Below are 24,415 nucleotides of genomic sequence, written 5' to 3' on the forward strand. Positions count from 1 at the left end.
CTCACCTGTCTTCAGTCATGCGCCAAGGCGGACAACCATGGCCTGACTGGAACGGCGCGTTGCAACAAATGTAGGAGCGGGCTTGCCCGCGATGCGCCGCGCGGGCGGCGCTCGATCTCAAGGGCGCTGAAGATCCCAAGCCAAGCGCTTCGCGAAGCGCCGCGCGGGCGGCGCTCGATCCCATGGGCGCCAACCCACTCAAGGCATACGCCAGCAGACACCACACGGCCCCAACCATTACCCTAACCGTAACGATCAACCCCCCAGCTTGATTGATCCCCCACCCACCCCAGCCCTACTGTGCCCCCACGACAGCGAACCCGTGGAGTCACCCATGACCATAACGAAGAATCCACCGCCGCAGTGGTCCAGGCGGCGCGCCGAGAAGCAGCGCCGCCTGGACCGGGTCAAACACCTGGCCGACGGTGTGGTGCTGCCCACCGAGCGCATTGTCGAAGCGCTGGAACTGTTGATTGCCCCCGGCGACCGGGTGGTACTCGAAGGCAACAACCAGAAGCAGGCCGACTTCCTCTCGCGTTCGCTGGCCAAGGCCGACCCCGAGCGCCTGCACGACCTGCACATGATCATGCCCAGTGTCAGCCGCGCCGAGCACCTGGACCTGTTCGAGCGCGGCATCGCCCGTAAGCTCGACTTTTCCTTCGCCGGCCCGCAGAGCCTGCGCATCGGCCAGTTGCTGGAAGACGGCCTGCTCGAAGTTGGCGCCATCCACACCTACATCGAACTGTACTCGCGCCTGCTGGTGGACCTGATCCCCAACGTCACCCTGGTGGCCGGCTTCATGGCCGACCGTGATGGCAACCTGTACACCGGCCCCAGCACCGAGGACACCCCGGCGCTGGTCGAGCCTGCAGCCTTCAGCGATGGCCTGGTGATCGCCCAGGTCAACCAGCTGGTGGACCGCGTAGACGAGCTGCCGCGGGTGGATATTCCGGCGTCCTGGGTGGACTTCGTGGTGGTCGCCGACCAGCCGTTCTACATCGAGCCGCTGTTCACCCGTGACCCGCGCCATATCAAGCCCGTGCATGTACTGATGGCGATGATGGCGATCCGTGGCATCTACGAAAAACACCAGGTGCAGTCGCTCAACCACGGGATTGGCTTCAACACTGCTGCCATCGAGCTCATCTTGCCAACCTATGGCGAGTCGCTAGGCCTCAAAGGCAAGATTTGCCGCAACTGGACCCTCAACCCGCACCCCACACTGATCCCCGCCATCGAAACCGGCTGGGTCGAAAGCGTGCACTGCTTCGGCACTGAACTGGGCATGGAGGACTACATCGCCCAGCGCCCGGACGTGTTCTTCACCGGCCGCGACGGCTCGCTGCGCTCCAACCGCATGATGTGCCAGCTGGCCGGGCAGTACGCGGTCGACCTGTTCATCGGCGCCACGTTGCAAGTGGATGGCGATGGCCATTCCTCGACCGTCACCCGTGGCCGCCTGGCGGGCTTCGGCGGCGCCCCGAACATGGGCCACGACCCCCGCGGCCGGCGCCATGCCACCCCGGCCTGGCTGGACATGACCGTGCCCGACACCCTGCTCGAACGCGGCCGCAAGCTGGTGGTGCAGATGGTCGAGACCTACCAGGAAGGCGGCAAACCCACCTTCGTCGAGACGCTCGATGCAGTCGAAGTGGCAAAGAAAGCGGGCATGCCGCTGGCACCGGTGATGATCTACGGCGACGACGTCACCCACCTGCTCACCGAGGAAGGCATCGCCTACCTGTACAAAGCCCGCAGCCTGGAGGAGCGCCAGCAGATGATCGCCGCCGTGGCCGGCGTCACCGCCATCGGCTTGCGCCACGACCCCAAGGACACCTTGCGCTTGCGCCAGCAAGGCCTGGTGGCCCTGCCCGAAGACCTCGGCATCCGCCGCACCGACGCCAGCCGCGAACTGCTCGCCGCGCGCAGCATCGCCGATTTGGTCGACTGGTCCGGTGGCCTGTACAACCCGCCCGCACGGTTCAGGAGCTGGTAATGAAAGCACTCAACCTGCAACCCTTGCCGCTGGCCGATCACCTTGCCGACCTGGCCGTGGAGGCGTTGATCGACGAAGCCGACCTGTCGCCCAAGCCCGGCCTGGTAGACCGCCGCAGCAGCGGCGCGCACAGCGACATGAGCCTGGCCCTGATGCATGCCTCGGCGCTGGCCCTGTGGCCCTGCCTGCGGCAGATGGCCGAGGCAGCACAGGCCCATGGCGAAATCGACGTGCCGCTGCGTGCCGCCCTGGGCCGCATCGGCCGTGAAGGCGAAGCGGCGATGCTGACGGCCACCGCTGGCGTGAACACCCATCGCGGCGCGATCTGGGCGCTTGGCCTGCTGGTCGCGGCCCGCGCGCTGGATGCACAGGCCGACCCCATCACCCTAGCCGCACGCGCCGGCCGCATCGCCCTGATCGATGACCCGGCCGCCGCGGTGCAAGACAGCCACGGCACCCAGGTACGCCGCCGTTACGGTGCCAGCGGCGCCCGCGAGCAAGCGCAACAAGGTTTTCCCGCCGTCATTGAACACGGCCTGCCACAGCTGCACCGCAGCCGCGCCAAGGGAGCCAGCGAAAACCACGCACGGCTCGATGCCTTGCTGGCGATCATGGCCGCACTCAGCGACACCTGCGTGCTCTGGCGCGCCGGCCGCGAAGGCCTGCAAACGCTGCAGCAGGGTGCCCGCGAGGTGCTTGCGGCCGGTGGCAGTGCCACGCTCGCAGGCCGTCGCCAACTGCGCCTGCTGGACGCCCGACTGCTGCAACTCAACGCCTCACCGGGCGGCGCCGCCGATTTGCTGGCTGCCTGCCTGTTCCTCGACAAAGCCGGGAGCCTGTGACATGGAAACCCTGAACTTTCAATTCCCGGCCGCCGAGCCTGGCCGTGGCCGCACCCTGGTGGGCTGCGTCAGCTCCGGTGACCTGGAAGTGCTGATCGAACCCGGCACTGCCGGCCACCTGCAAATCCAGGTCGTCACCTCGGTCAACGGTAGCGGCGCGCGCTGGGGCCAGCTGTTCCAGCGGCTGTTCGAAGGCCGCCAGTGGCCGGCCGTGAACATCGACATCCATGATTTCGGCGCCACCCCTGGCGTGGTACGCCTGCGCCTGGAGCAAGGCTTCGAGGAGATCGCCCATGACTGATACCGAACGCCTGCTGCGCAGCCGCAGCTTCGTCGAACTGGGTGCGCGCCAGCGCGCCCGCGCCTTGCTCGACCCGGGCAGCTTCCGCGAGCTGCTGGGGCCGTTCGACCGCTTGATGTCGCCGTGGCTGCCGCGCCAGGGCATCGTGCCCCAGGCCGACGACGGCGTGGTCATCGCCCAAGGACTGCTGGGCGGTCGCCGCACAGTCATTGCCGCCATCGAAGGCGCGTTTCAGGGCGGCAGCATGGGTGAAGTCGGCGGCGCCAAGATTGCCGGCGCGCTGGAACTGGCCATTGAAGACAACCGCAACGGCATACCGACCTGCGCCGTGCTGCTGCTGGAAACCGGCGGCGTACGCCTGCAGGAGGCCAACCTCGGCCTGGCGGCGATTGCCGAAATCCAGGCCGCGATCGTCGAGCTGCGTACCCATCAACCGGTCATCGGCCTGGTCGCAGGCGCCGTCGGCTGCTTCGGCGGCATGTCCATCGCTGCCGGCCTGTGCAGCCACTTGCTGGTCACCCGCGAAGCGCGCCTGGGCCTCAACGGCCCGCAGGTGATCGAGCAGGAGGCGGGTATCGGCGAATACGACGCCAAGGACCGCCCGTTCATCTGGAGCCTGACCGGGGGTGAACAGCGCCACGCCAGCGGCCTGGTGGACGGCTACGTGGCCGATGACGTCGACGACATTCGCCAGCAGCTGTTGCAGTTGCTCGATGCCCCCAGTGCCGATCGCGCAGGCCGCCACGCCTGGTACCGCGAACGGCTTGCGAGCCTTGGCGCCGACTGCCCGCAACTGGACGCCGCCGCCGTGCGTGCCCTTTACCAAGGAGAAACCTCATGAACCGCGCCCTGAACTGGCTGCCGGGCCTGGCCGGTGGTGAAGCACTGCCGGGTTACCCCGCGTCACTGCGGGTCATTGACGGCGAACTGGACAACCGCCTGGCGCGCTTCATCGCCGTCGTGCCGGATGCACACAACCCGTTCCCCCGCGCGCGCAACGGTGAGGTCGGCCTGCTCGAAGGCTGGGGCCTGGCCAAAGCGGTAAGCGAGGCGGTCGACCTGGACCGCGACGGCGAGAAACGCGCCATCGTCGCAGTCATCGATGTGCCCAGCCAGGCATACGGCCGCCGCGAAGAGGCCTTGGGCATCCATCAGGCCCTGGCCGGCGCGGTGCAGGCCTATGCCCAGGCACGCCTGGCCGGGCACCCGGTGATCGGCCTGCTGGTGGGCAAGGCCATGTCCGGCGCCTTCCTGGCCCACGGCTACCAGGCCCAGCGGCTGATCGCCCTGGACGACAGCGGGGTGATGGTGCACGCGATGGGCAAAGCCGCCGCAGCGCGCATTACCTTGCGCAGTGTCGAACAGCTCGAAGCCCTGGCCGCCGAAGTGCCGCCGATGGCTTATGACCTGGCCAGCTATGCCTCGCTCGGCCTGTTGTGGCGGCGCTTGAGTGTGGAAAACGCCGATACCCCAGGCCCAGCCGACCTGGCCCAGGTGCGGGCCTGCCTGGCCGAAGCCGTGCGCGATATCGGCACCTGTACCGACCTGTCGGCGCGCCTGAATGGCCAACACCGCAACGCGTCCCGCGACGTGCGTGCGCGCTTGCGCAGCCAATGGCAGGAGGCCTGAGATGAACGCCCCGCAACCCCATGACCTGCTCTGGGGGATGCCCCCGGCTGCGTTGCCCGCCGATGCCCCCGCCTGGGCCGCGCAGGTACTGGTGGACGGGCAGCCTGTGGTGGTGCGGCGTGCGCGCTGCTCCGCAGGTTGGGTAGCGGTGGGCGTGCGTGGGCAAGGGCGGGCGCAGCGCCTGGGCGTGCAAATGCGCCTGGCCGATGTTCGCCGGCGGTCGTGCCCCGAGGCGCTGCGCTGGCAGGGCGACAGCCTTTGGCCTGCGCTGCGGGCACTGGCCAGCGTGGCCCCGGTGCTCGATGCCAGCGGGCTGGCGTGGGGGCCGACGGGCGGGGTGGGTTATCAGCTGGCCACCGGGGTGAATGTGCTGCACGCCGCCAGCGACCTGGATCTGGTACTGCGCGCACCTGAGCCTGTGAGCCGGGCCAAGGCGCGTGAGCTGCTGGATATCCTCGATTGCGGCCCTTGCCGCATCGATGTGCAGCTGGAAACCCCTGCAGGCGCCATTGCCTTGCGCGAATGGGCCGGCGTGGCGCGGCGCGTACTGCTCAAGTCGGCGCTTGGCGCCCAGTTGGTAACCGACCCCTGGACCCTGCTGGAGCACGCAGCGTGAGTAGCCTGTTCGCTTTCCCTGGCCAGGGCGCCCAGCAGGCTGGCATGTTGCATCGCCTGCCCGAAGGCTCGACAGCATTGCTGGAGGAGGCCAGCGACAGCCTCGGTGAACAGGTGCTGGCGCTGGACAGCCAGGCGGCCTTGCAGTCCACCCGCGCCGTGCAGCTGTGCCTGCTGCTGGCAGGTGTGGCCTGGGCGCGTTGGCTGATGCAGCGCAGCCCGGCGCCCGACTACGTGGCGGGCCTGTCGATTGGTGCCTATCCCGCCGCAGTTGCAGCAGGCGCGCTGGGTTTTGCCGATGCCGTGCAGCTGGTGGCCTTGCGCGGTGAGCTGATGCAGCGCGCCTACCCGCAAGGCTACGGCATGACCGCCGTCAGCAGCCTGGACCTGGCCAGCGTCGAGCGCCTGCTGGCCGAGGTGGGCGGCGAGGTGTACCTGGCCAACCTCAACAGCGACAACCAGATCGTCATCGCCGGCAGCGACACCGCCATGGCCGAAGTCGCGGCCAAGGCGCGCAGCCGTGGCCAGGGGGTGGCCCGGCGCCTGGCTGTCAGCGTGCCGTCCCATTGCCGTTTGCTCGACGGCCCGGCCGCCGAGCTGGGCGAAGCGTTCGCCAACGTTACCCTGCGTCGCCCGCGCCTCACGTACCTGAGCGGCAGCAGCGCACGGCCGATCTTCGACCCGCAACGCCTGCGGGACGACCTGGCCGGCAACATGGCCAGGCTCGTGGACTGGCGTGCTACGTTGCGCACTGCCTATGAACGCGGCGTGCGCCTGCACCTTGAGATCCCGCCTGGCAGCGTGCTCAGCGGCCTGGCACGCCCGGTGTTCGAACAGGGCAGGGTGCTGGCTATCGAAGGCTCCCGGCCGGATACCCTCGACGCGCTGTTGCGCCAGGAGGTGGCCGACAAGCGATAACGGCGCTGCAACTCGAAGGACAACAACAAACAACTTCGATACAAGCTGAGGACAACAACAATGATCATCTATGGTGTGGCTCTGCTGGCCGTGTGCACGCTTGCCGGCGTCATCGTCGGCGACTTCCTGGGCGTGCTGCTGGGCGTCAAATCCAATGTGGGCGGGGTCGGCATCGCCATGATCCTGCTGATCTGCGCAAGGCTGTACATGCACCGGCATGGCGGCATGAGCAAGGAGTGCGAATTCGGGGTCGGCTTCTGGGGCGCCATGTACATCCCGGTGGTGGTGGCCATGGCAGCCCAACAGAACGTGGTCACCGCCCTGCACGGCGGGCCGGTGGCGCTGCTGGCCGCGGTCGGCGCGGTGCTGGTGTGCGGCCTGACCATCGCCGTGATCAGCCGCAGCCACCGCGGCGAACCCCTGCCGGCACTCGATGCGCCCCCCACCAGCCGTGCGCAGGTAGCCCCTGCAGGAGGTCGCTGACATGTGGCCACTCATTGACAATGCCCTGGAACACAACGGCCTGATCACCGCTTTTGCGGTGGTGGGCGGGATCATGTGGTTGTCGGTACTGCTGTCGAAGTACCTGACCTTCGGCCGCGTGCACGGCTCGGCCATCGCCATCGTCATCGGCCTGGTGCTGGCCTGGGTCGGTGGCACCGTGACCGGTGGGCAGAAGGGCCTGGCCGACATGGCGCTGTTCTCGGGCATCGGCCTGATGGGCGGGGCCATGCTGCGCGACTTTGCCATTGTCGCCACGGCGTTCGAGGTGCAGGCCACCGAAGCGCGCAAGGCCGGCATGATCGGCGCGATCGCGCTGCTGCTGGGCACCGTGCTGCCGTTCATGGTCGGTGCCGGGGTGGCCTATGCGTTCGGTTACCGTGATGCGGTGAGCATGACCACCATCGGTGCGGGGGCGGTGACGTACATCGTCGGGCCGGTGACGGGAGCGGCACTGGGTGCAAGTTCCGATGTGATGGCGCTGTCGATTGCCACCGGGTTGATCAAGGCGATCCTGGTCATGGTGTTCACGCCGGTGTCGGCGCGCTTGCTGGCGCTGGACAACCCGCGTTCGGCGATGGTGTTTGGTGGCTTGGCCGGGACGGTGTCCGGCGTGACGGCGGGGCTGGCGGCGACGGATCGGCGGTTGGTGCCATATGGGGCGCTGACGGCGACCTTCCACACCGGGTTGGGTTGCTTGATGGGGCCTTCGATTCTGTATTTCTGTGTGCGGGGGCTGGTGGGCTGACCCTCCTGGGGCTGCTGTGCAGCCCATCGCCGGCAAGCCGGCTCCCACAGGTACAGCAGCGTCTTCAAGGCTGTGATGATACCTGGACTACCCCAAGGGTTGGATTGGTGTCCAACTTCCTGGGGGCAGTCCATACCTGTGGGAGCCGGCTTGCCGGCGATAGGGCCACCTCAATTCTCCCGGCTGTACATCCTGCATTCAGCCAACAAAGCCAATAAATTCGGCTCCCGCTCCCGGGCCTTGAGGAACACCACCCCGATATGCTGCTGCAACCGATACCTCGCCTGCAGCGCAATCAGCTTCACGCGGTTCTCGTACACCGCCGCAATCCGCCCGGGCAGCAAGGCAAAGCCCACCCCCGAACTGACCATGCTCAATAGGGTGAAGATGTCATTCACCTGCATCGCCACTTTCGGCTCGAACCCCGCCTGCTGGAACACCCGCGCGCCATCGCGGTGGGTGGCAAAGCCTTGGGTCAGGGTAATGAAGGTGGAGTCCGCCAGGTCGGCCAGGTCGACTTCCTGCTGCTCGGCGAACGGTGAGTCGGTGGGCACGGCCAGGAAGATGTCATCGGAGAACAACGGCAACTGCTCGCAGGCAGGGTCGGCCACGCTTTCGTCCAGCGATACCAGCATCGCTTCCAGTTCATGGTTCTTCAGGCGCTGCAGCAAGTCGACGTTCGAGCCCAGGGTCAGGTCGATGTTGAGCTCGCTGCGCCGCAGCTTCAGGCCCATCACCAGCTTCGGCACGGTCTTGACGGTCAGCGAATACAGCGCCCCCAGGCGGAAACGCTCGGCGTAAAAACCGGCCGCCTCGCGCGTCTGGCGCACCATCTGTTCGGCGTCCTGGATCAGCTGGCGGGCTTTCTTTTCCAGTACATAGGCGCTTTCCAGCGGGATCAGCTGGCGGCCCTCGTGCTTGAACAGCGGGCAGCGCAGGGCGCTTTCCAGTGAATGGATGGCCCGGTGCACGCTCACCGCGCTGGTAGACAATTCGGCGGCGGCGCGGCCGAGGTTGCCGCTGCGCATGAAGGCGAGAAAAGTCTCGAGCTTTTTCAGGGTCAGTTCTTCGTCGATCAGCATGTTCAGGCCCTGAATTGAAAGAGCTGCAGAGCATGCCACAACCTCACCCCGAAGGGTGATGGCCGGCCCCGGCAACCCATGCAAGAATCCCAGCCATGACCACCCTGGCATGGGACCACGACAATGAGCAAAGACCGGCTGAAATCGCCCGACTGGTACGCGCAGATGGCCCGTGTCATCGACGCCCAGGGCACGCCGGGCTTCGTCGACGCGCTGTTCGCTGCGCTCAGGCTGCTTGCCCCGTGCCAGGCCATCACCGTGTTCCTCTACCCGCGCAAAGGCCTGCCTTCGGCGCTGTTCGTCAAGGACGAGGAGGGGCCGTGGCTGCCGGAAGGCAACGTGCAGCGCTACCTTGAAGGCTATTACCTGCTGTGCCCGTTCTACCGGGCCTGCATGGATGGTGTGGCGGCCGGCTGTTACCGCCTGAGCGACGTGGCGCCCGACCACTTCAAGCGCAGCGAGTATTACCTGGCCTTCTACCAGCACGCGCACATGGAAGACGAACCGAACTTCATCGTGCCGCTGGACGAGGACCTGACCATCGCCGTGTCGTTGGCCAGTACCCAGCGCCTGGCCCGCCAGCAGGTCAACGACCTCAAGTGCGTGGCGCCCTGGGTAGCGGCGGTGGTACGCCGGCAATGGGGCCACCTGGACATCGACGCACTCGGCGGGCGCTTCGAGAGTGCCCTGGGCCGGCAGATCAACGCCGCGCTGAACAACTTCGGCTCCTCCTTGCTCACCGAGCGCGAATGCCGCATCGCCCAGTACCTGCTGCGCGGGCACTCGACGCGCTCGCTGGCCGAGCGCCTGGGCATCAGCGAAGACACGGTCAAGACCCACCGCAAGAACCTCTACACCAAGCTCGACATCGCCAAGCAGTCCGAGCTGTTCTCGCTGTTTATCGATTCCCTGGCCCAGGCCCAGGAGGGCTTGAGCAAGGACCCGCTGGAAAGCTACCTGCGAAGGCGCTGACCCCCGCGCGACACCTCATTCGAACAACAATCCGGCCGCGCGTGCGGCCGCTAGGGAGAACTGCGTGCATACGAAAAGCGATTGGCAGCAGCGCGCTGCACGGCAAACTTTCATCACCACGGCGTTGGTCGACGGCCGCCCGCTGGCGGCGCAGTCCGGGCTGACCTTCGATGCCATCAACCCGGCCACCCAGCAACGGCTGGCACAGGTCGCCGCCTGCGGCGATGCTGAGGTCGACCAGGCTGTACGCTCCGCGCGCCGCGCCTTCGAGCAAGGCCCATGGGCCCGCATGGCACCGGCGGCACGCAAGCGCGTGCTGCTGCGCCTGGCCGAACTGATTCTGGCCCACCGCGAAGAGCTGGCGCTGCTCGACTCGCTGAACATGGGCAAGCCGGTGATGGACGCCTACAATATCGATGTGCCCGGCGCTGCCAACGTGTTCGCCTGGTACGGCGAGGCGCTGGACAAGGTTTATGACCAGGTCGCGCCCACCGCCGACAATGCACTGGCCACGGTCACCCGCGAAGCGCTGGGCGTGGTGGGTGCAGTGGTGCCGTGGAACTTCCCGCTGGACATGGCCGCCTGGAAGGTCGCCCCCGCCCTGGCCGCCGGCAACAGCGTGGTGCTCAAACCTGCCGAACAATCGCCGTTCTCGGCCCTGCGGCTGGCGCAACTTGCGCTTGAGGCGGGTGTGCCGGAAGGCGTGCTCAACGTCGTGCCGGGCCTGGGCGAAAGCGCCGGCCGCGCCTTGGGCCTGCACGCGGATGTCGACTGCCTGGTGTTCACCGGCTCCACCCAGGTGGGCAAGTATTTCATGCAGTACTCGGCGCAATCCAACCTCAAGCAGGTGTGGCTGGAGTGCGGCGGCAAGAGCCCGAACCTAGTGTTCGACGATTGCCAGGACCTTGACCTGGCCGCCGAGAAGGCAGCTTTTGGCATCTTCTTCAATCAGGGCGAAGTGTGCTCGGCCAACTCACGGCTGTATGTGCAGCGCTCGATCCACGACGAATTCGTCGAGCGCCTGCTGGCCAAGGCCCGCGACTGGCAGCCCGGCGACCCGCTGGACCCGGCCAGCCGCGCCGGAGCCATCGTCGACGGCGCACAGAGCGCGCGCATCATGGCCGCCATCGAGCAGGCCCAGGGCGACGGTGCCCGCCTGCTGTGCGGCGGCCAGCGCCTGAGCTTCAACGGCTCGAACAACTTCATCGCACCCACCGTGTTTGCCGACGTGCGCCCGGGCTCGGCCCTGGCCCGTGAAGAAGTGTTCGGCCCGGTGCTGGCGATTACCGCTTTTGACGACGAAGAGCAGGCCGTGCGCCTGGCCAACGACAGCGTCTACGGCCTGGCCGCCTCGCTGTGGAGCGACGACCTCAACCGTGCTCACCGCGTTGCCCGGCGCCTGAAGGCTGGCACCGTCTCGGTCAACACGGTCGATGCCCTGGATGTGGCGGTGCCGTTTGGTGGCGGCCGCCAGTCGGGCTTTGGCCGCGACCTGTCGCTGCACGCCTTTGACAAGTACACCCAGCTCAAGACCACCTGGTTCCAGCTGCGCTGACCCTCACTCACGGAGAACAACAATGAACGCACCTTTCCAGCCGCAACGCGACACCCGCGACTACCAGGCCAGCGACGCGGCCCACCACATCCATGCCTTCCTCGACCAGAAGGCCCTGAACGCCGAAGGCCCGCGGGTGATCACCCGGGGTGAAGGCCTGTACCTGTGGGACAACGACGGCCGGCGCTACCTGGACGGTATGTCCGGCTTGTGGTGCACGCAGCTGGGGTACGGCCGCAAGGACCTGACCGCTGCCGCTGCCGCGCAGATGGACCAGCTGGCCTACTACAACATGTTCTTCCACACCACCCACCCGGCGGTGATCGAGTTGTCCGAGCTGCTGTTCAGCCTGCTGCCCGGGCACTACAGCCACGCGATCTACACCAACTCTGGCTCCGAGGCCAACGAGGTGCTGATCCGTACCGTGCGCCGCTACTGGCAGGTGGTCGGGCAGCCGAACAAGAAGATCATGATCGGCCGCTGGAACGGTTACCACGGCTCGACCCTGGCGGCCACGGCGCTGGGCGGCATGAAGTTCATGCACGAGATGGGCGGGCTGATCCCGGACGTGGCGCACATCGACGAGCCGTACTGGTACGCCGAAGGCGGCGAGCTGACGCCGGCCGAGTTCGGCCGCCGCTGCGCGTTGCAGCTGGAGGAGAAGATCCTCGAACTGGGCGCCGAGAACGTTGCAGGCTTTGTCGCCGAGCCGTTCCAGGGCGCGGGCGGGATGATCTTCCCGCCGGAAAGCTACTGGCCGGAAATCCAGCGCATCTGCCGCCAGTACGACGTGCTGCTGTGCGCCGACGAAGTGATCGGTGGCTTTGGCCGTACCGGCGAATGGTTCGCCCATGAGTACTTCGGCTTCGAGCCCGACACCCTGTCCATTGCCAAGGGCCTGACGTCGGGCTATGTGCCCATGGGCGGCCTGGTGTTGAGCAAGCGCATTGCTGAAGCGTTGGTTGAGCGCGGCGGGGTATTCGCCCACGGCCTGACCTATTCCGGCCACCCGGTGGCGGCTGCCGTGGCCATCGCCAACCTCAAGGCCCTGCGCGACGAGGGCATCGTGCGCCAGGTCAAGGACGATACCGGGCCATACCTGCAGCGCATGCTGCGCGAGACGTTTGCCAACCACCCGTTGATCGGCCAGGTGCAGGGCGCCGGGCTGGTGGCGGCGTTGCAGTTTGCCGAAGACAAGGGCAGCCGCAAGCGTTACGCCAACGAGAATGACCTGGCCTGGCAGTGCCGGACCTATGGCTTCGAGGAAGGCGTGATCATTCGCTCGACGCTGGGGCGCATGATCATGGCGCCGGCCCTGGTGGCCACGCATGCCGAGCTGGATGAACTGGTGGAGAAGACCCGCATTGCCGTGGACCGCACTGCGCGGGGCTTGGGGATTCTCTGAGGCTGCAAGGGGCCGCTTTGCAGCCCAATCGCCGGCAAGCCGGCTCCCACAGGTACCCCACAAGTCTCAAGACCTGTGCTGTACCTGTGAGCTTCCACAGCTAACCCACAAGTCGCAAGACTTGTAATGTACCTGTGGGAGCCGGCTTGCCGGCGATTGGCCCTTACAGGCGAACCCTCAATGCGGTGCGCGCGGGATGGTCTTCAGCAGGTCTTCCGGGCTGATGTGCCCGACCACCTGGGCCACCGCGCTGCCTGGGGTCGGCAGGTCGATGATGTGGCCTTTCATCTTGCCGATCACATGCATCTCGCACGGCTTGCAGTCGAACTTCAAGGTCAGCACTTCATCGCCCTGAATCAGCTGCATCGGCGCCACCTTGGTGCGCACGCCGGTCACGCCCTTGGCCTGTTTCGGGCACAGGTTGAACGAGAAACGCAGGCAGTGCTTGGTGATCATCACCGGCACTTCGCCGTGCTCTTCGTGCGCTTCGTACGCCGCGTCGATCAGTTGCACACCGTGGCGGTGGTAGAAGTCGCGGGCCTTCTGGTTGTACACGTTGGCCAGGAACGACAAGTGCGACTCGGGGTACACCGGCGGCGGCGTGGTCTCGGCCTTGCGCCCGCCACGTGGGTGGGCCTTGATGCGTGCCTCGGTCAGCGCCTCGATGGCCTCGCGGCGCAGGGCCTTGAGCTGCGAGTTGGGGATGAAGTACGCCTGGGGCGCGTCCAGCTCGATGCTGTTGGCGTGGTACATCGTGGTGCCCAGCTGGCCCAGCAGGTCGTGCAACTGGTCCAGCGCCTGCTGCGGTTTGTTCGCGGCACCGAACGGGCCGTCCAGGGCCACCTGAACGCTGACGCCTTCTTCACTGCTGACGCTGAGCATCAGGCGCTGCTCGGTGAGCACAGCATGCCAATCCACGCCGATGCGGCGTTCTGCCGACGTGCGCTGCAGGGCATGCTGCCAGTTGTGGTCCAGGTTGCGCGACAGCGGATGGTTCGGGCGCAGCTTGTGCAGGCCCTCTGGCATTTCGTTGGGCTCGACCCGGTAGCGGTAGCGCTTCTGGCCGTCTTCCTCGAACTCGCCACGCGGTTCGGCGATGTTGGCACGGAAGCCCACCACCTCGCGCTTGACCAGCACGTTCAGGCCGTCTCCGTTGGTCAGTGGCACTTCAGTGACCACCTGCATGTCGCGCTTGCCGACCTTTTCCACCACACCTACCGGCAGGCCGGTGAAGGTCGGCGAGTCGAAGGCGCCGATGTCGACCTTGCGGTCGGTGACGAAGTAGTCGGTGCTGCCGCGGTGGAAGGTCTTGTCCGGGTCGGGCAGGAAGAAGTGCTCGGTGCGGCCACTGGAAGCGCGGGCGAGGGCCGGGCGGTCTTCCAGGATGGCATCGAGCTCTTTGCGGTAATGGGCGGTGATGTTCTTCACATACCCCATGTCCTTGTAGCGGCCCTCGATCTTGAACGAGCGCACGCCGGCATCGACCAGGTCGCGCAGGTTGGCGGTCTGGTTGTTGTCCTTCATCGACAACAGGTGCTTCTCGAATGCCACCACACGGCCCTGGTCATCCTTGAGCGTGTACGGCAGGCGGCAAGCCTGCGAGCAGTCGCCGCGGTTGGCGCTGCGGCCGGTCTGCGCGTGGGAGATGTTGCACTGGCCGGAGAAGGCCACGCACAGCGCACCATGAATGAAGAACTCGATGGCTGCATCGGTCTCGGCGGCGATGGCGCGGATCTGCTGCAGGTTCAGCTCACGGGCCAGGACCAGTTGCGAGAAGCCGGCCTGGTCGAGGAATTTCGCCCGCTCCAGGGTACGGATGTCGGTCTGGGTGCTGGCGTGCAGCTCGATCGGCGGGATATCCAGCTCCATCACCCCCAGGTCCTGCACGATCAACGCGTCGACGCCCGCGTCGTAGAGCTGGTGGATCAGCTTGCGCGCTGGCTCCAGTTCGTTGTCGTGGAGGATGGTGTTGATGGTGGTGAACACGCGCGCGTGGTAACGGCGGGCGAATTCCACCAGCTCGGCGATTTCGCCGACTTCGTTGCAGGCGTTGTGGCGCGCGCCGAAGCTCGGGCCACCGATGTAGATGGCATCAGCGCCGTGCAGGATCGCTTCGCGGGCGATGGCCACGTCACGGGCAGGGCTGAGCAGTTCCAGATGATTTTTTGGAAGGGACATGTCGTTATAGGTTCGGGCTGTCACGGTAGGGCGGCATTGTACCGGGGAAATGAGTGGGTGGCATGCTTTGGGTGCCCAGAGGTGGGGTGACTGGGCCGGCCCCTTCGCGGGGCAAGCCCGCTCCCACAGGTTGTCCCTGTACTCGAGGGTTATGGTGTACCTGTGGGAGCGGGCTTGCCCCGCGAAGAGGCCAGCCCAGCCAATAGGGGTGGGTCAGAACTGATACTCCATCCCGGCCCCCGCATACCACGAGCGCCCCGGCGCCGCTTCGTAGTAACGGCCATTGCCATCACCGACGATCACCGAGCCCACATACTGCCGGTCGAGCAGGTTGTCCAACCGCACCAGCTGATGGAACGTCCACGGCCCGACATGCTGCTCGAAACGCGTCCGCCAGTTGAACACCGCATAACTCGGCGCGGCATGCTGGTCATTGGTGTCCTCGACATACACCTTGCTGCGGTACTGCCCCTCGAGCCCCATGCTGATGTCGTCGCGCGGCTTCCACACCAGCTCGCCGAACAGGCTGCTGCGCGGTACGCCCGGCAGCTGATTGCCCTTGTCGATGGTGCTGGTGCCCTGGCTGAAGGCTTCGTCGTAGGTGGCATCGAGCAGGGTATAGGCCAGGTTGGCCTGCCACCGATCGTTCAACTCACGCTGCACGCTCAGTTCGAAGCCGCGGCGCAAAGTCTTGCCGGCGTTGCGGTAGCTGGTACGGCCGCCTTCCGACGCCGCCACGACAATTTCGTCCTTGGTGCGGATCTCGAAGATCGCTGCATTGATCCGGGTACGCTCGTCTGGGCGGGCCTTCAGGCCCAGCTCGTACTGGGTGCTGGTGGCCGGTTCCAGGCCGAAGTTGAAGCCTTCCAGCGCGCCCGGCGCATAGGCCATTTCGGCCTGGGTTGGGGTCTCGAAGGCCTTGCCAGCACTGATGTAGCCGTGCAGGGAAGGGGTGAAGGCGTACATCACCGACAAGGTCGGCGTGGTGCGCTGGTACTTCTTCGAGCCGCTGGCATCGCCGTTGGAGAGGAAGCGATCGTCCACTTCCATTTCCATGCTGCTATGGCGCAGGCCGGCGTCGATGGTCCAGCGGTCCAGCTCCCAATGCGCCTGCACATAAGGGTCCAGGCTGGTGGCGGTGTCTTTTTCGTCGCGGCGCAGCTCGCCTTTTACCCCCAGCGTGTCGCCGCTGAAGTTCTGGAAGCCTCGGCGGTCATCGCGGCTACGGTCGTAGTCGGCGCCGAAGGTCAGCGTCAGGTTGCCGGGGACGGCGCTGATCGGCTGGACCCAGCGCAGGGTGCCGCCGTGGAACTCGCGGTCGAAATCGACCACGCCGCCGCCCCGGGTGTTCGCTGGTGTGCCCTTGGGGATCGACAGGTACTGGATCACGCTGCGCTTGCCGGCATACAGGTTGAACTGCAGGGTTGCCTCCCCAAAGTACCGCTCATAGTTCATGCCCACCTGCTGGTGGTGGATGCTCTTGCGCGTGTTGTATTCCTCGGCGCGGGCTGCCACCGAGCGCGGGTCGTGCTTGTAGGCGTCCCAGGTCTGGCCGAGCGGGTCTTCGGTGCCGTTCTGTTCAAGGGTGCTGAAAATCAGCGCCAGGCGGCTGTCTTCATCGGGCTTGACGTGCACCTTGGCAAAGGTCTGGTCGCGGCGTGCGGCGCTGTGGTCGCGGTAGCCGTCGGTGTCCATGCGCGAGGCATCGACCAGAAAGCCGGCCTGTTCACTGCCGCCTTCGCTGTAGACGTGGTTCTTGTTGAAGCCATCGCTGCCGAACGTGGTTTCGGCGCCGACCTTGGGCGGGCCGGAGCCATCGCGGGAAAACATCTGGATCACGCCGCCGGCATTGCTGCCGTAGATCGCCGAAGCCGGCCCGCGCAGCACTTCGATGCGCTCGGCCACGTCCAGGTTGAGCGATGCCGCCTGGCCCTGGCCATCCGGGGTGCTGGCGGGGATGCCATCGCTGAGCAGCTTGATGCCGCGGATGCCGAAGGCCGAGCGGGCGCCATAGCCGCGCGAGGAAATCTGCAGGTCCTGGGCGTAGTTCTGGCGGTTTTGCACCACCAGGCCAGGGACACGATTGAGCGCTTCAGACAGGTTCACGCCCAGCTGGCCATCGGCGATCTGGCTACGCTCGACGGTGTCGATGGAGTAGGGCAGGTCGAAGCTGGGGTTGGGGGCGTAGGTGCCCGTGACCACCACCGGTTCGAGCAGGTTGAAAGTCGTGGCGGGTTCGGCGTAGGCGAGGGTACACAGGCCAAAGGTAGGCGCCAGGGCGAACATTGCCTTGCGGCGTAGAGGGTGATGCATTGGAGCTGCGTCCTGCTTTGGTAGGGGCCACAAAGCGGCCCCAAGATCTTAAGGCAACGGCGTTATCAGCCCTTGGCCGCCATCGCGGTCACTTCAACGCGCATTTGCGGATACGCCAACGCCGCCACACCTACTGCGGCACGCACTGGCCAAGGCTTGCTGAAGAAGCGCTGGTACACCTCGTTGAACGCGGCGCGGTCGGCCATGTCGGTCAGGTAGATGGTCAGGTGCATGACGCGGTCCATGCCACTGCCGGCCTTTTCCAGCGCCTCTTTCAGCGCCTGCAAGGTGCTTTCGCTCTGTTGCACGATGTCGCCGTCGAGATCGGCGGGGATCTGGGTGGTGACCAGGATGCCATTGTACTCGGCGACGTCGGAGGAGATCGACTCGGCATCGGAATCCGGGGTGAAGACGAGGTTTGCCATGGAGGTTTGCCTTGCAACGGGAGGAAAGGCGCAAGCCTACGCGAGCGCGGCGCAAGGGTCGAGCCACAGCGCGCCGTCTGGCCCGCGCGCATTGTAATAGTGCGTCATGGCCGTCAGAATCGCGCCGATTGTCGAGCAAGGAATATCAGTTGAACGAACAGACATTGTCGATGCGCCTGGAGCGTGTGGCGGCGCATGTGCCGCAGGGCGCGCGCCTGGCCGATATCGGCTCGGACCATGGCTACCTGCCGGTGGCCCTGGCGCTGCGTGGCGTGATCGAAGCCGGTGTGGCCGGGGAGGTAGCGCAGACGCCTTATGCTTCTGCCCAACGCAATGTGCGCAGGAACGGCCTGCAGGACCGCATCACCATCCGCCTGGCCGATGGCCTGGCGGCGATCGAGGCGCAGGACCGCATCACGGCGGTCAGTATCTGCGGCATGGGCGGCGAAACCATGTGCGAAATTCTCGAACGCGGCAAGGCGCACCTGAACGGCAGCGAGCGCTTGATCCTGCAGCCAAATGGCGGCGAGCGCGAGCTGCGTGCCTGGCTGATGGCGAACGGTTACCGGATCGTGGGTGAAGAGCTGCTGCGCGAGAACCGCTTCGACTACGAGATCCTCGTGGCCGAGCCGGGCGGGGCGGTGGTTTACAGCGAAGAAGAGCTGTATTTCGGCCCGCTGCTGATGCGTGAGAAAAGCCCGGCATTCCTCACCAAGTGGCAGCGCATGTTGCGCCAGAAGCAACAGACCCTGGCCAACTTCGAGCGTGCTCGGGATGCAATCCCGCAGGAAAAACAACGCATGTTTGCCACGCAGGTCGGCTGGATAACTCAGGTATTGGCGTGAATCACATCTGCGAGCAGTTGCCCATTTCGCGGTAATTGATTTCGCGGGTCTGGCCCTGGTGGTCAACATAGACCATGTGCGCGGTGCCAATCTGGCAGTCGGCAATGTTGCTGGCCGGGGTGATCGAGATGACCTTGGCCACGTCCAGCGGCATGCCGTATTCGTAGTTTGCGCCGCTGCCTGCGACCGGTTGGCTGGCGGCCTGGTCGGCGAGGGCACCGAATGAAGCGAAGGTTGCAGACAGCGCGAGCAGGGCGATCGAGCGTTTGATGTTCATGGCAGGCTCCTTTTTCAATGTTTTATCCATGATGTATTCAACGGCCCTGCACAATAAATGGGCCAAGCCGTGATAGATTCCTGCCTGGAACGTACGAATAAGAACGCACAAGGAGCCCAGCCCCATGGACATGCTGCACGCCATGCGAACCTTCGCCCGGGTTGTGGAGTGCGGCAGCTTCGCCGCCGCTGCCAACGCCCTGGATATCTCTGCCGCGCAGGTATCGCGCATTGTTGCCGAGCTTGAGAACCAGCTGCAGACCCGCCTGCTGCACCGCACCACACGGCGCCTGCGCATGAGCGAGGCCGGCGAGCGGTTCCTGGAGCGTGCACGGCAGATCATGCTGCTGACTGAGGAGGCGGTGGGCGAGGCCCGCGGCGCGCACCTGACCCCGCGCGGCCGCCTGCGCCTGCATTGCCCGCATGGCCTGGGCATGCTGTTGATGCCGCTGGTGGCCGGCTACAACGCGCTGTGCCCGGAGGTGGTAATCGAGCTGACCCTCTCCCAGCGCAACCCCGACCCGTTGGCCGAAGGCCACGACGTGGTGATCACCGTGGACGAGGCTCTGCCCGACTCGCAACTGATCGCCGTGCCGCTGGGCAAGATTTTCAGCATCCCTTGCGCCGCGCCCAGCTATCTGGAGGCCCATGGCGTGCCAGAGCGGCCTGAAGACCTGCATGAACATCGCTGCTTGCGCATGGCCTACCCGATGTACGAGGGCGACTGGGTATTCCCGGAAGGCCTGGACCATTGCGTGATCGCGCCGCGCGACAGCTTCCTGACCAATGTCGCCGATGCCATGCTGGTGGCGAGTGAGCTGGGAATGGGGATTGGGCTGCTGCCGTTCTACACGGCCAGCCAGGCGATCGAGCAGGGGCGCTTGCGGCGGTTGCTGGCGCCGTACCGGTTACGGGACAGTGCGTTGTATGCGATTTATCCGTCGCGGCATTACCTGGATGCCAAGGTGCGGACCTGGATCGATTACCTCAAGGAGCAGCTGCCGGCGCTGTTTGCGGGGCATGAGCGGATTGTCGATGATCCGCAGTATTGGCGGTGAGTCAGTGCCGGCCTCTTCGCGGGGCAAGCCCGCTCCCACAAATTCCGGGTTAATTTCGAGTCAGGTAGGGGATTTGTGGGAGCGGGCATGTCCCGCGAAAGGGCCGGCGAAGCCAGCATCAATGTCCATATTTACCCACCAGGCTCTGCGCCCCCAGCGCATGCCCTTGCAGCAGCTCCATCAACCCTGTGCGATCCAAGCCCTCAGGCAATGTGCCGATGGGGATATCGGTGGCAATCAACGTCAACGCATAGTGATGTGGATTATCGCCGGCCGGTGGGCAAGGCCCTCGGTAGTTGAGGGTGCCCCGCGAGTTACGCCCCACGGTCACCGCCTGCGTGGTCAGGGCGAACTTGCCTTCTTCCAGCCCGTCCAGCTCAGGGTCGATGTTGTAGGCAAGCCAGTGCACCACACCGATACCCTTGCCGCCGTCCGGGTCGAACATCACCAACGCGAGTGACCGCGTACCTGGCGGCAGGTTTTTCCAGCTCAACTGCGGGGTACGCTCCTCGCCCGCACCGCAGGCCGGGTCGGGCCCGACCTGCTGCAGGGCGATCACCCCGCCATCGGTGAACGAAGACGAACTGATCGACAACGCACCGGAGCCACTACCGGCCGCCAGTGCAGCCCCCGGTAGCAGGGCGGCGAACAGCCAGGGTTTGAGGTTCATGGCGATTCCTTGGCAGGGCGATGGCCGCAGTGTAGTTCAGCCTGCCGTCAGCGGCTGTCCTGGTCCTCGGCGGTGCCGCCGCTGTGGCCAGCGCCAGAGCCTGTGGCTTCACCGGTGCTGTTGGAACCACCTGCGGCACCGTCGGCGGCATCGTCGCCGGTGTCGGCACTGTCGTTGTCCTGGCCGCTGCCTGGGCTGTTGACGCTGCTGCCTTCACCGGCGGTTTTACCGCCTTGCTGGTCGGTTTTCGGGTAGGCGTCGGTGTTGGTGTCGGAAGTATCGGAGGCGGCAAAGCTGGTGGCCGAGCCGAGGCCCAGGGCGAGGGTGAGCAGTAGCGGAAGTGGACGAATGCGGATCATGGCGAATCTCCTGAGCGGATGATCTGTCATTCGTTTGGCTTGAGCGTGCTGGCGGGGTGCCCTCTGGGCGACGGGCGGTCATGAAAAGTTAGTTGGGAATGCAGGGGCCGCTCTGCGGCCCATTCGCGGCACAAGGCCGCTCCCACACTGACCGCGTTCTGACCCTTTTTAAGGATGTACGCGGACCCTGTGGGAGCGGCCTTGCGCCGCGAATGGGCCGCAAAGCGGCCCCAGTTTCACTGAACTTCCGCGCGAGCCGCAGGCGTTTCTGGCTGCAGCGGCGGGTGTTCCAGAGGATGCTCTTGCGCCGCATGCATCAGGTCTTCGGTCACGCGCAGCTCGGCACCGGTTGGCGAAAAGGTGGTCGACGCGGTGAACGGCGCCGGGTGTTCCGCCGCCGGGCGCTTGCCGCGGCGCCAGAGGAAGAAGCACACCATGCCCAGGTTGACCACGGCAAAGGCCCAGAACAGCCCGGCTTCACCAAATTCGGTCATGGCCGGCGAAATTGCCAGTGGCGCCATGGCCGAGCCCAGCGAGTTGATCAGCAACAGGCCCTGGATCATCGGCACCAGCGCATCGGACGGCGCGCGGTCGGCAGCGTGGCTGACGGCCACCGGGTACAGCGTGAACACACCGCCACCGAGCAGGAACAGCATCACCGGCAGCAGCACCGACTGCGACGGCAGGAACACGGTAATCAGCGACAGCACCACGCACAGCGCGGCCAAGGCAATCAGCACATCCTGGCGGTCCTGGCGGTCGGACCAGCGCCCCACCGGGTACTGCAGCAACATGGCGCCGAGGATCACCCAGGCCATCATGTTGCCGACTTCACCCACGTCCAGGCCGATGCGCTGCAGGTAAAGCGGCAGCAGGGCATAGATACCGGCAATGGCCACACCCGAGCCGAAGCAACCGACCAGGCCCGACGGTGCAACGCCCAGCAGTTGACGTGGCTTGAGCGGCTCGACCTGCTCCAGCAGCGGCGACACCCGCGGCAGGATCACGATCGGCAGCACCGACAGTGCGGCCAGTACGCCGGCCAGCATGAACGGCGCGCTGTCACCCAGATGGGTGATTTCGCCCAGGCAGGCCTGGGCGATCACCCCGGCGCCATAGAAGCTGATCATGTACAGCGCCAGCAGGCGCCCGCGGATCTTCGCGTCGCCCGCCAGCAGCAGCCAGCTCTCGATCACCAGGAACACGCCGACCGCGGCCCAGCCGTTGATCAGGCGCAGGATCGACCACCAGGTGGTGTCGTAGAACACCCCTTGCAGCAGGATGGTGGCGGCAATCAGCGCGGCGAAGCTGGTGTAGGCGCGGATATGGCCGATGCGCAGGATCAGGCGGTCGTTGAAGACCGCGCCGAGGGTCAGGCCCAGGAAGTAGCTCGACGAAACGATACCGATCATCGTCGCCGATTCACCGGCAGCGCCCAGGCGCAGGGTGGTCAGCGAAGACATGAAACCATTGCCCAGGGCGATGATGAACAGCCCGAGCAGGGGCGCCAGCGCCATGGCCAGCAAACGCGCAGACATACATACCTCAAGTTGGAGTGGCGGTTGGGAACGCCTCTTCGAACGCGCACGCCAAACAGGCCCGTAATGGGCCAGGAGGCTGCACGGATGTGCCTGGGCTGGATGCGACCTGGGCAAGACTCAACCGCTGGACCCTGTAAAAGCGGGCCGCGCGGGTCGGTTGAGCCTATTTCACATGGATGGGCATGTGGTCAGGCACGGACTTTGTCGTTGCTGCCGGTTGCCACCGTTCAAGGCGACGGGCGAAAAGGAGGCGCGATTCTACGGCCTTCGAGGGGTTTGCCCAAGGGGGTGTAGCGTGCGACGGGACGCCGCAGGTCGGAATGCTTCAGCTTTGTGCCTGCAGCCGACATCGAGTGGGGCTGCTTTGCAGCCCAATCGCTGGCAAGCCAGCTCCCACCCCCAAGCCTACTGCTGTCCCTGTGGGAGCCGGCTTGCCGGCGATAGGGCTGCAAAGCAGCCCCGGGATGTTGAAGGCTGCGGCATAATGTCGCCCAAACGCTCCAAGGAAGGCCCAACCCAATGCTCGCCTCACTGTTCGCCGTCCTGGCCCCGGTCTTCATCGTCGCCGGCATCGGCTACGCCTGGGCCCGCAAGGGCCTGGATTACCCCACCGCCTTCGTGGCCAGGATGGTCATGACGGTCGGTACGCCCTCGCTGGTGCTGTCGACGCTCAGCCGCACCGAACTCGACCCGGCAGCCTTCACCAGCATGGCCATGGCCTGCCTGTTGTGCACGCTGGTGATGGCCGTCGGCGGGTGGCTGGTGTGCCGTGCCTCGGGCCAGCACTGGCGCGTGTTGCTGCCGGCGTTCATGTTCCCCAACACCGGCAACATGGGCCTGCCGATCAGCTTGTACGCCTTTGGCGAGCACGGCCTGGCCCTGGCCGTGGCGTTCTTCCTGACCCTGTCGATCGTGCAGTTCACCCTCGGCATGGCCATCGCCGGCACCGCGGCGTCGTTCAAGGCGCTGCTGCGCAACCCCATCGTCATCAGCCTGGCGGGCGCCATGCCGATCATTTTCCTCGACTTCGAGTTGCCGCGCTGGCTGGCCAACACGGCGGACCTTCTAGGGGGCATGTCGATCCCGCTGATGCTGCTGACCCTCGGCGTGTCGCTGGCCAGCATTCGCCCGCAGCATATCGGCAAGGGCCTGCTGCTGGGCGGCTTGCGCATCGTGCTGGGGGCGGCGGCAGGTTGGGCGGTGGGCGCGGCGCTTGGCCTGGAGCAGATGGAGCGGGCGGTGCTGATGCTGCAGTCGGCGATGCCGGTGGCGGTGTTCAACTATCTGATGGCGGTGCGCGCCAACCGCGAGCCGGAGCAGGTAGCGAACCTGGTGATGTGCTCCACCGTGCTGTCGTTTGCCTGGTTGCCGCTGGTGCTGGCCTGGTGGTTATGACTGTACCGGCCCCGCGAAGAGGCCGGTACAGGCACCATCAGTGATCGAACATCCGCTCATGCACCCAACCCTTGTCGGTCAGCACCATCACCCGCGTTTCCCTGGCCGGCGTCTCATTGGTGGCCACGGCCTCGCCCAGCGGACGAATGCTGGCTTTCACCTCCTGATTGCCCGCCCATTCCGGTAAACCGGTGATCTTGTAGGCATAGGTCACGTCGGAAACCGTCTGCCCCCTCAGCTCGCCCGGCTCGGTGAACCGCTCGATGCGGGTGACCTGCGCCTTGCCGAAGCACAGCCCGCCACGGGTGCTGCCGTTGAGCATTTTCTGCGCGTCAGCCTTGTAGTACTTGCGGCCTTCGTCGGTCAGGTCGTAGGCGTAGTAGATGTCGGTGCGGGCCGGTTGCCACAGGCGTTCCGGCACTTCGGTGCGGGAAATTTCCTTCTCGCTGACCACCCCGACCTGCGCCAGCGCATGCAGCGCCTTGTTGGTGCCGTTGGTGTCGAAGTCCTGGGTCTTGGTGGGGAAGGCACTGAGCACGAAGCAATGCGGGTACTGGGTGTCGAGGTAGGCCTGGGCGGCCTTGTGGAAATTGGCTTCGCTGACGTCCTTGGTGTCCGAACAGCCAGCAAGAGAGGCCAGCAGCGCCAGCGGTGCGATCGTCCTGTACATGATCAAGCGTCCTTGGATTGCGAAGATAAAACCGGTGGGTCGGAATTAGAACCCACGGTTTAGAGCGGCGCAATCGTGGCAGGACGGCATCTCGACGCGGTTCTCATATTCGCACCGCGGC

Annotated in this window: 24 protein-coding genes; 15 read left to right on the forward strand and 9 right to left on the reverse strand. The window is 65.8% G+C overall.

Annotated features, from left to right (window positions below):
• The first annotated feature begins 334 nt into the window (after positions 1–334).
• Genes mdcA through madM form a run of 9 tightly spaced genes read left to right on the forward strand, consistent with a single transcriptional unit; the run spans position 335 to position 7,550 of the window.
• The gene (gene mdcA / locus ABEH27_RS21475; RefSeq protein ID WP_346615489.1) at positions 335–1,996 is read left to right on the forward strand and encodes a malonate decarboxylase subunit alpha; all 1,662 of its coding nucleotides are present in this window, start codon (positions 335–337) and stop codon (positions 1,994–1,996) included.
• Positions 1,996–2,838 (forward strand): triphosphoribosyl-dephospho-CoA synthase, encoded by an 843-nt coding sequence (locus ABEH27_RS21480; protein WP_346615490.1) that lies wholly within the window; start codon positions 1,996–1,998, stop codon positions 2,836–2,838. Before mdcA ends, ABEH27_RS21480 begins: the two co-directional genes overlap by 1 nt.
• 1 nt (position 2,839) lies before the next feature.
• Positions 2,840–3,139 (forward strand): malonate decarboxylase subunit delta, encoded by a 300-nt coding sequence (locus tag ABEH27_RS21485; protein ID WP_346615491.1) that lies wholly within the window; start codon positions 2,840–2,842, stop codon positions 3,137–3,139.
• Positions 3,132–3,980: a biotin-independent malonate decarboxylase subunit beta gene (locus ABEH27_RS21490; RefSeq protein ID WP_346615492.1), complete on the forward strand. Its 849-nt coding sequence runs from the start codon at positions 3,132–3,134 to the stop codon at positions 3,978–3,980. Before ABEH27_RS21485 ends, ABEH27_RS21490 begins: the two co-directional genes overlap by 8 nt.
• Positions 3,977–4,768: a biotin-independent malonate decarboxylase subunit gamma gene (mdcE, locus tag ABEH27_RS21495; protein WP_346615493.1), complete on the forward strand. Its 792-nt coding sequence runs from the start codon at positions 3,977–3,979 to the stop codon at positions 4,766–4,768. Before ABEH27_RS21490 ends, mdcE begins: the two co-directional genes overlap by 4 nt.
• 1 nt (position 4,769) lies before the next feature.
• Positions 4,770–5,384: a malonate decarboxylase holo-ACP synthase gene (locus tag ABEH27_RS21500; protein WP_346615494.1), complete on the forward strand. Its 615-nt coding sequence runs from the start codon at positions 4,770–4,772 to the stop codon at positions 5,382–5,384.
• Positions 5,381–6,301, forward strand: coding sequence for a malonate decarboxylase subunit epsilon (gene mdcH / locus ABEH27_RS21505; protein WP_346615495.1), 921 nt, complete (start codon positions 5,381–5,383; stop codon positions 6,299–6,301). Before ABEH27_RS21500 ends, mdcH begins: the two co-directional genes overlap by 4 nt.
• 60 nt (positions 6,302–6,361) lie before the next feature.
• Positions 6,362–6,784: a malonate transporter subunit MadL gene (gene madL / locus ABEH27_RS21510; protein ID WP_346615496.1), complete on the forward strand. Its 423-nt coding sequence runs from the start codon at positions 6,362–6,364 to the stop codon at positions 6,782–6,784.
• 1 nt (position 6,785) lies between these two features.
• Positions 6,786–7,550, forward strand: a complete 765-nt coding sequence (gene madM / locus ABEH27_RS21515) for a malonate transporter subunit MadM (RefSeq protein WP_346615498.1) — start codon at positions 6,786–6,788, stop codon at positions 7,548–7,550.
• Between the two features lie 170 nt (positions 7,551–7,720).
• Here the strand turns inward: madM and ABEH27_RS21520 are convergent, their stop codons facing one another.
• Positions 7,721–8,632: a LysR substrate-binding domain-containing protein gene (locus ABEH27_RS21520; protein ID WP_346615500.1), complete on the reverse strand. Its 912-nt coding sequence runs from the start codon at positions 8,630–8,632 to the stop codon at positions 7,721–7,723.
• Between the two features lie 123 nt (positions 8,633–8,755).
• On the opposite strand from ABEH27_RS21520, the gene ABEH27_RS21525 reads away from it, so the two are divergent.
• The 3 genes from ABEH27_RS21525 (at position 8,756) to ABEH27_RS21535 (ending at position 12,564) form a co-directional block, all read left to right on the forward strand.
• Positions 8,756–9,604: a helix-turn-helix transcriptional regulator gene (locus ABEH27_RS21525; RefSeq protein ID WP_346615501.1), complete on the forward strand. Its 849-nt coding sequence runs from the start codon at positions 8,756–8,758 to the stop codon at positions 9,602–9,604.
• A gap of 64 nt (positions 9,605–9,668) precedes the next feature.
• Entirely contained in the window at positions 9,669–11,159 is a 1,491-nt protein-coding gene (locus ABEH27_RS21530) for an aldehyde dehydrogenase (RefSeq protein ID WP_346615502.1), read from the forward strand.
• A gap of 22 nt (positions 11,160–11,181) precedes the next feature.
• The gene (locus tag ABEH27_RS21535) at positions 11,182–12,564 is read left to right on the forward strand and encodes an aspartate aminotransferase family protein (RefSeq protein WP_346615503.1); all 1,383 of its coding nucleotides are present in this window, start codon (positions 11,182–11,184) and stop codon (positions 12,562–12,564) included.
• 177 nt (positions 12,565–12,741) lie between these two features.
• Here ABEH27_RS21535 and ABEH27_RS21540 read toward each other — a convergent pair whose 3' ends face one another.
• The 3 genes from ABEH27_RS21540 to ABEH27_RS21550 form a co-directional block, all read right to left on the reverse strand.
• Positions 12,742–14,742 carry a U32 family peptidase gene (locus ABEH27_RS21540; protein WP_346615504.1) on the reverse strand — a complete coding sequence of 667 codons (2,001 nt, stop codon included), beginning with the start codon at positions 14,740–14,742 and terminating at the stop codon, positions 12,742–12,744.
• 213 nt (positions 14,743–14,955) lie between these two features.
• Positions 14,956–17,055, reverse strand: coding sequence for a TonB-dependent receptor (locus tag ABEH27_RS21545; RefSeq protein ID WP_346615505.1), 2,100 nt, complete (start codon positions 17,053–17,055; stop codon positions 14,956–14,958).
• A 65-nt stretch (positions 17,056–17,120) separates the two neighbouring features.
• Positions 17,121–17,480, reverse strand: a complete 360-nt coding sequence (locus tag ABEH27_RS21550; RefSeq protein ID WP_346615506.1) for a RidA family protein — start codon at positions 17,478–17,480, stop codon at positions 17,121–17,123.
• A gap of 149 nt (positions 17,481–17,629) precedes the next feature.
• On the opposite strand from ABEH27_RS21550, the gene ABEH27_RS21555 reads away from it, so the two are divergent.
• Positions 17,630–18,325, forward strand: coding sequence for a tRNA (adenine(22)-N(1))-methyltransferase TrmK (locus ABEH27_RS21555; protein ID WP_346615507.1), 696 nt, complete (start codon positions 17,630–17,632; stop codon positions 18,323–18,325).
• Between the two features lies 1 nt (position 18,326).
• Here ABEH27_RS21555 and ABEH27_RS21560 read toward each other — a convergent pair whose 3' ends face one another.
• Positions 18,327–18,596, reverse strand: a complete 270-nt coding sequence (locus ABEH27_RS21560; protein ID WP_346615544.1) for a DUF2790 domain-containing protein — start codon at positions 18,594–18,596, stop codon at positions 18,327–18,329.
• A gap of 130 nt (positions 18,597–18,726) precedes the next feature.
• On the opposite strand from ABEH27_RS21560, the gene ABEH27_RS21565 reads away from it, so the two are divergent.
• Positions 18,727–19,659, forward strand: coding sequence for a LysR family transcriptional regulator (locus ABEH27_RS21565; protein WP_346615508.1), 933 nt, complete (start codon positions 18,727–18,729; stop codon positions 19,657–19,659).
• Positions 19,660–19,777: 118 nt separating this feature from the next.
• On the opposite strand, the gene ABEH27_RS21570 is transcribed toward ABEH27_RS21565, so the two are convergent.
• The 3 genes from ABEH27_RS21570 to ABEH27_RS21580 form a co-directional block, all read right to left on the reverse strand.
• Entirely contained in the window at positions 19,778–20,329 is a 552-nt protein-coding gene (locus ABEH27_RS21570) for a YbhB/YbcL family Raf kinase inhibitor-like protein (protein ID WP_346615509.1), read from the reverse strand.
• Between the two features lie 47 nt (positions 20,330–20,376).
• Positions 20,377–20,688, reverse strand: coding sequence for a hypothetical protein (locus ABEH27_RS21575; RefSeq protein WP_346615510.1), 312 nt, complete (start codon positions 20,686–20,688; stop codon positions 20,377–20,379).
• Between the two features lie 236 nt (positions 20,689–20,924).
• Positions 20,925–22,226, reverse strand: a complete 1,302-nt coding sequence (locus ABEH27_RS21580; RefSeq protein WP_346615511.1) for an MFS transporter — start codon at positions 22,224–22,226, stop codon at positions 20,925–20,927.
• Between the two features lie 522 nt (positions 22,227–22,748).
• On the opposite strand from ABEH27_RS21580, the gene ABEH27_RS21585 reads away from it, so the two are divergent.
• Positions 22,749–23,624, forward strand: coding sequence for an AEC family transporter (locus tag ABEH27_RS21585; RefSeq protein WP_346615512.1), 876 nt, complete (start codon positions 22,749–22,751; stop codon positions 23,622–23,624).
• A 37-nt stretch (positions 23,625–23,661) separates the two neighbouring features.
• Here the strand turns inward: ABEH27_RS21585 and ABEH27_RS21590 are convergent, their stop codons facing one another.
• Positions 23,662–24,294: a hypothetical protein gene (locus ABEH27_RS21590; protein ID WP_346615513.1), complete on the reverse strand. Its 633-nt coding sequence runs from the start codon at positions 24,292–24,294 to the stop codon at positions 23,662–23,664.
• Positions 24,295–24,415 lie beyond the last annotated feature (121 nt).

This window comes from Pseudomonas sp. P39-UII1, from assembly GCF_039672635.1.
GTDB lineage: Bacteria > Pseudomonadota > Gammaproteobacteria > Pseudomonadales > Pseudomonadaceae > Aquipseudomonas.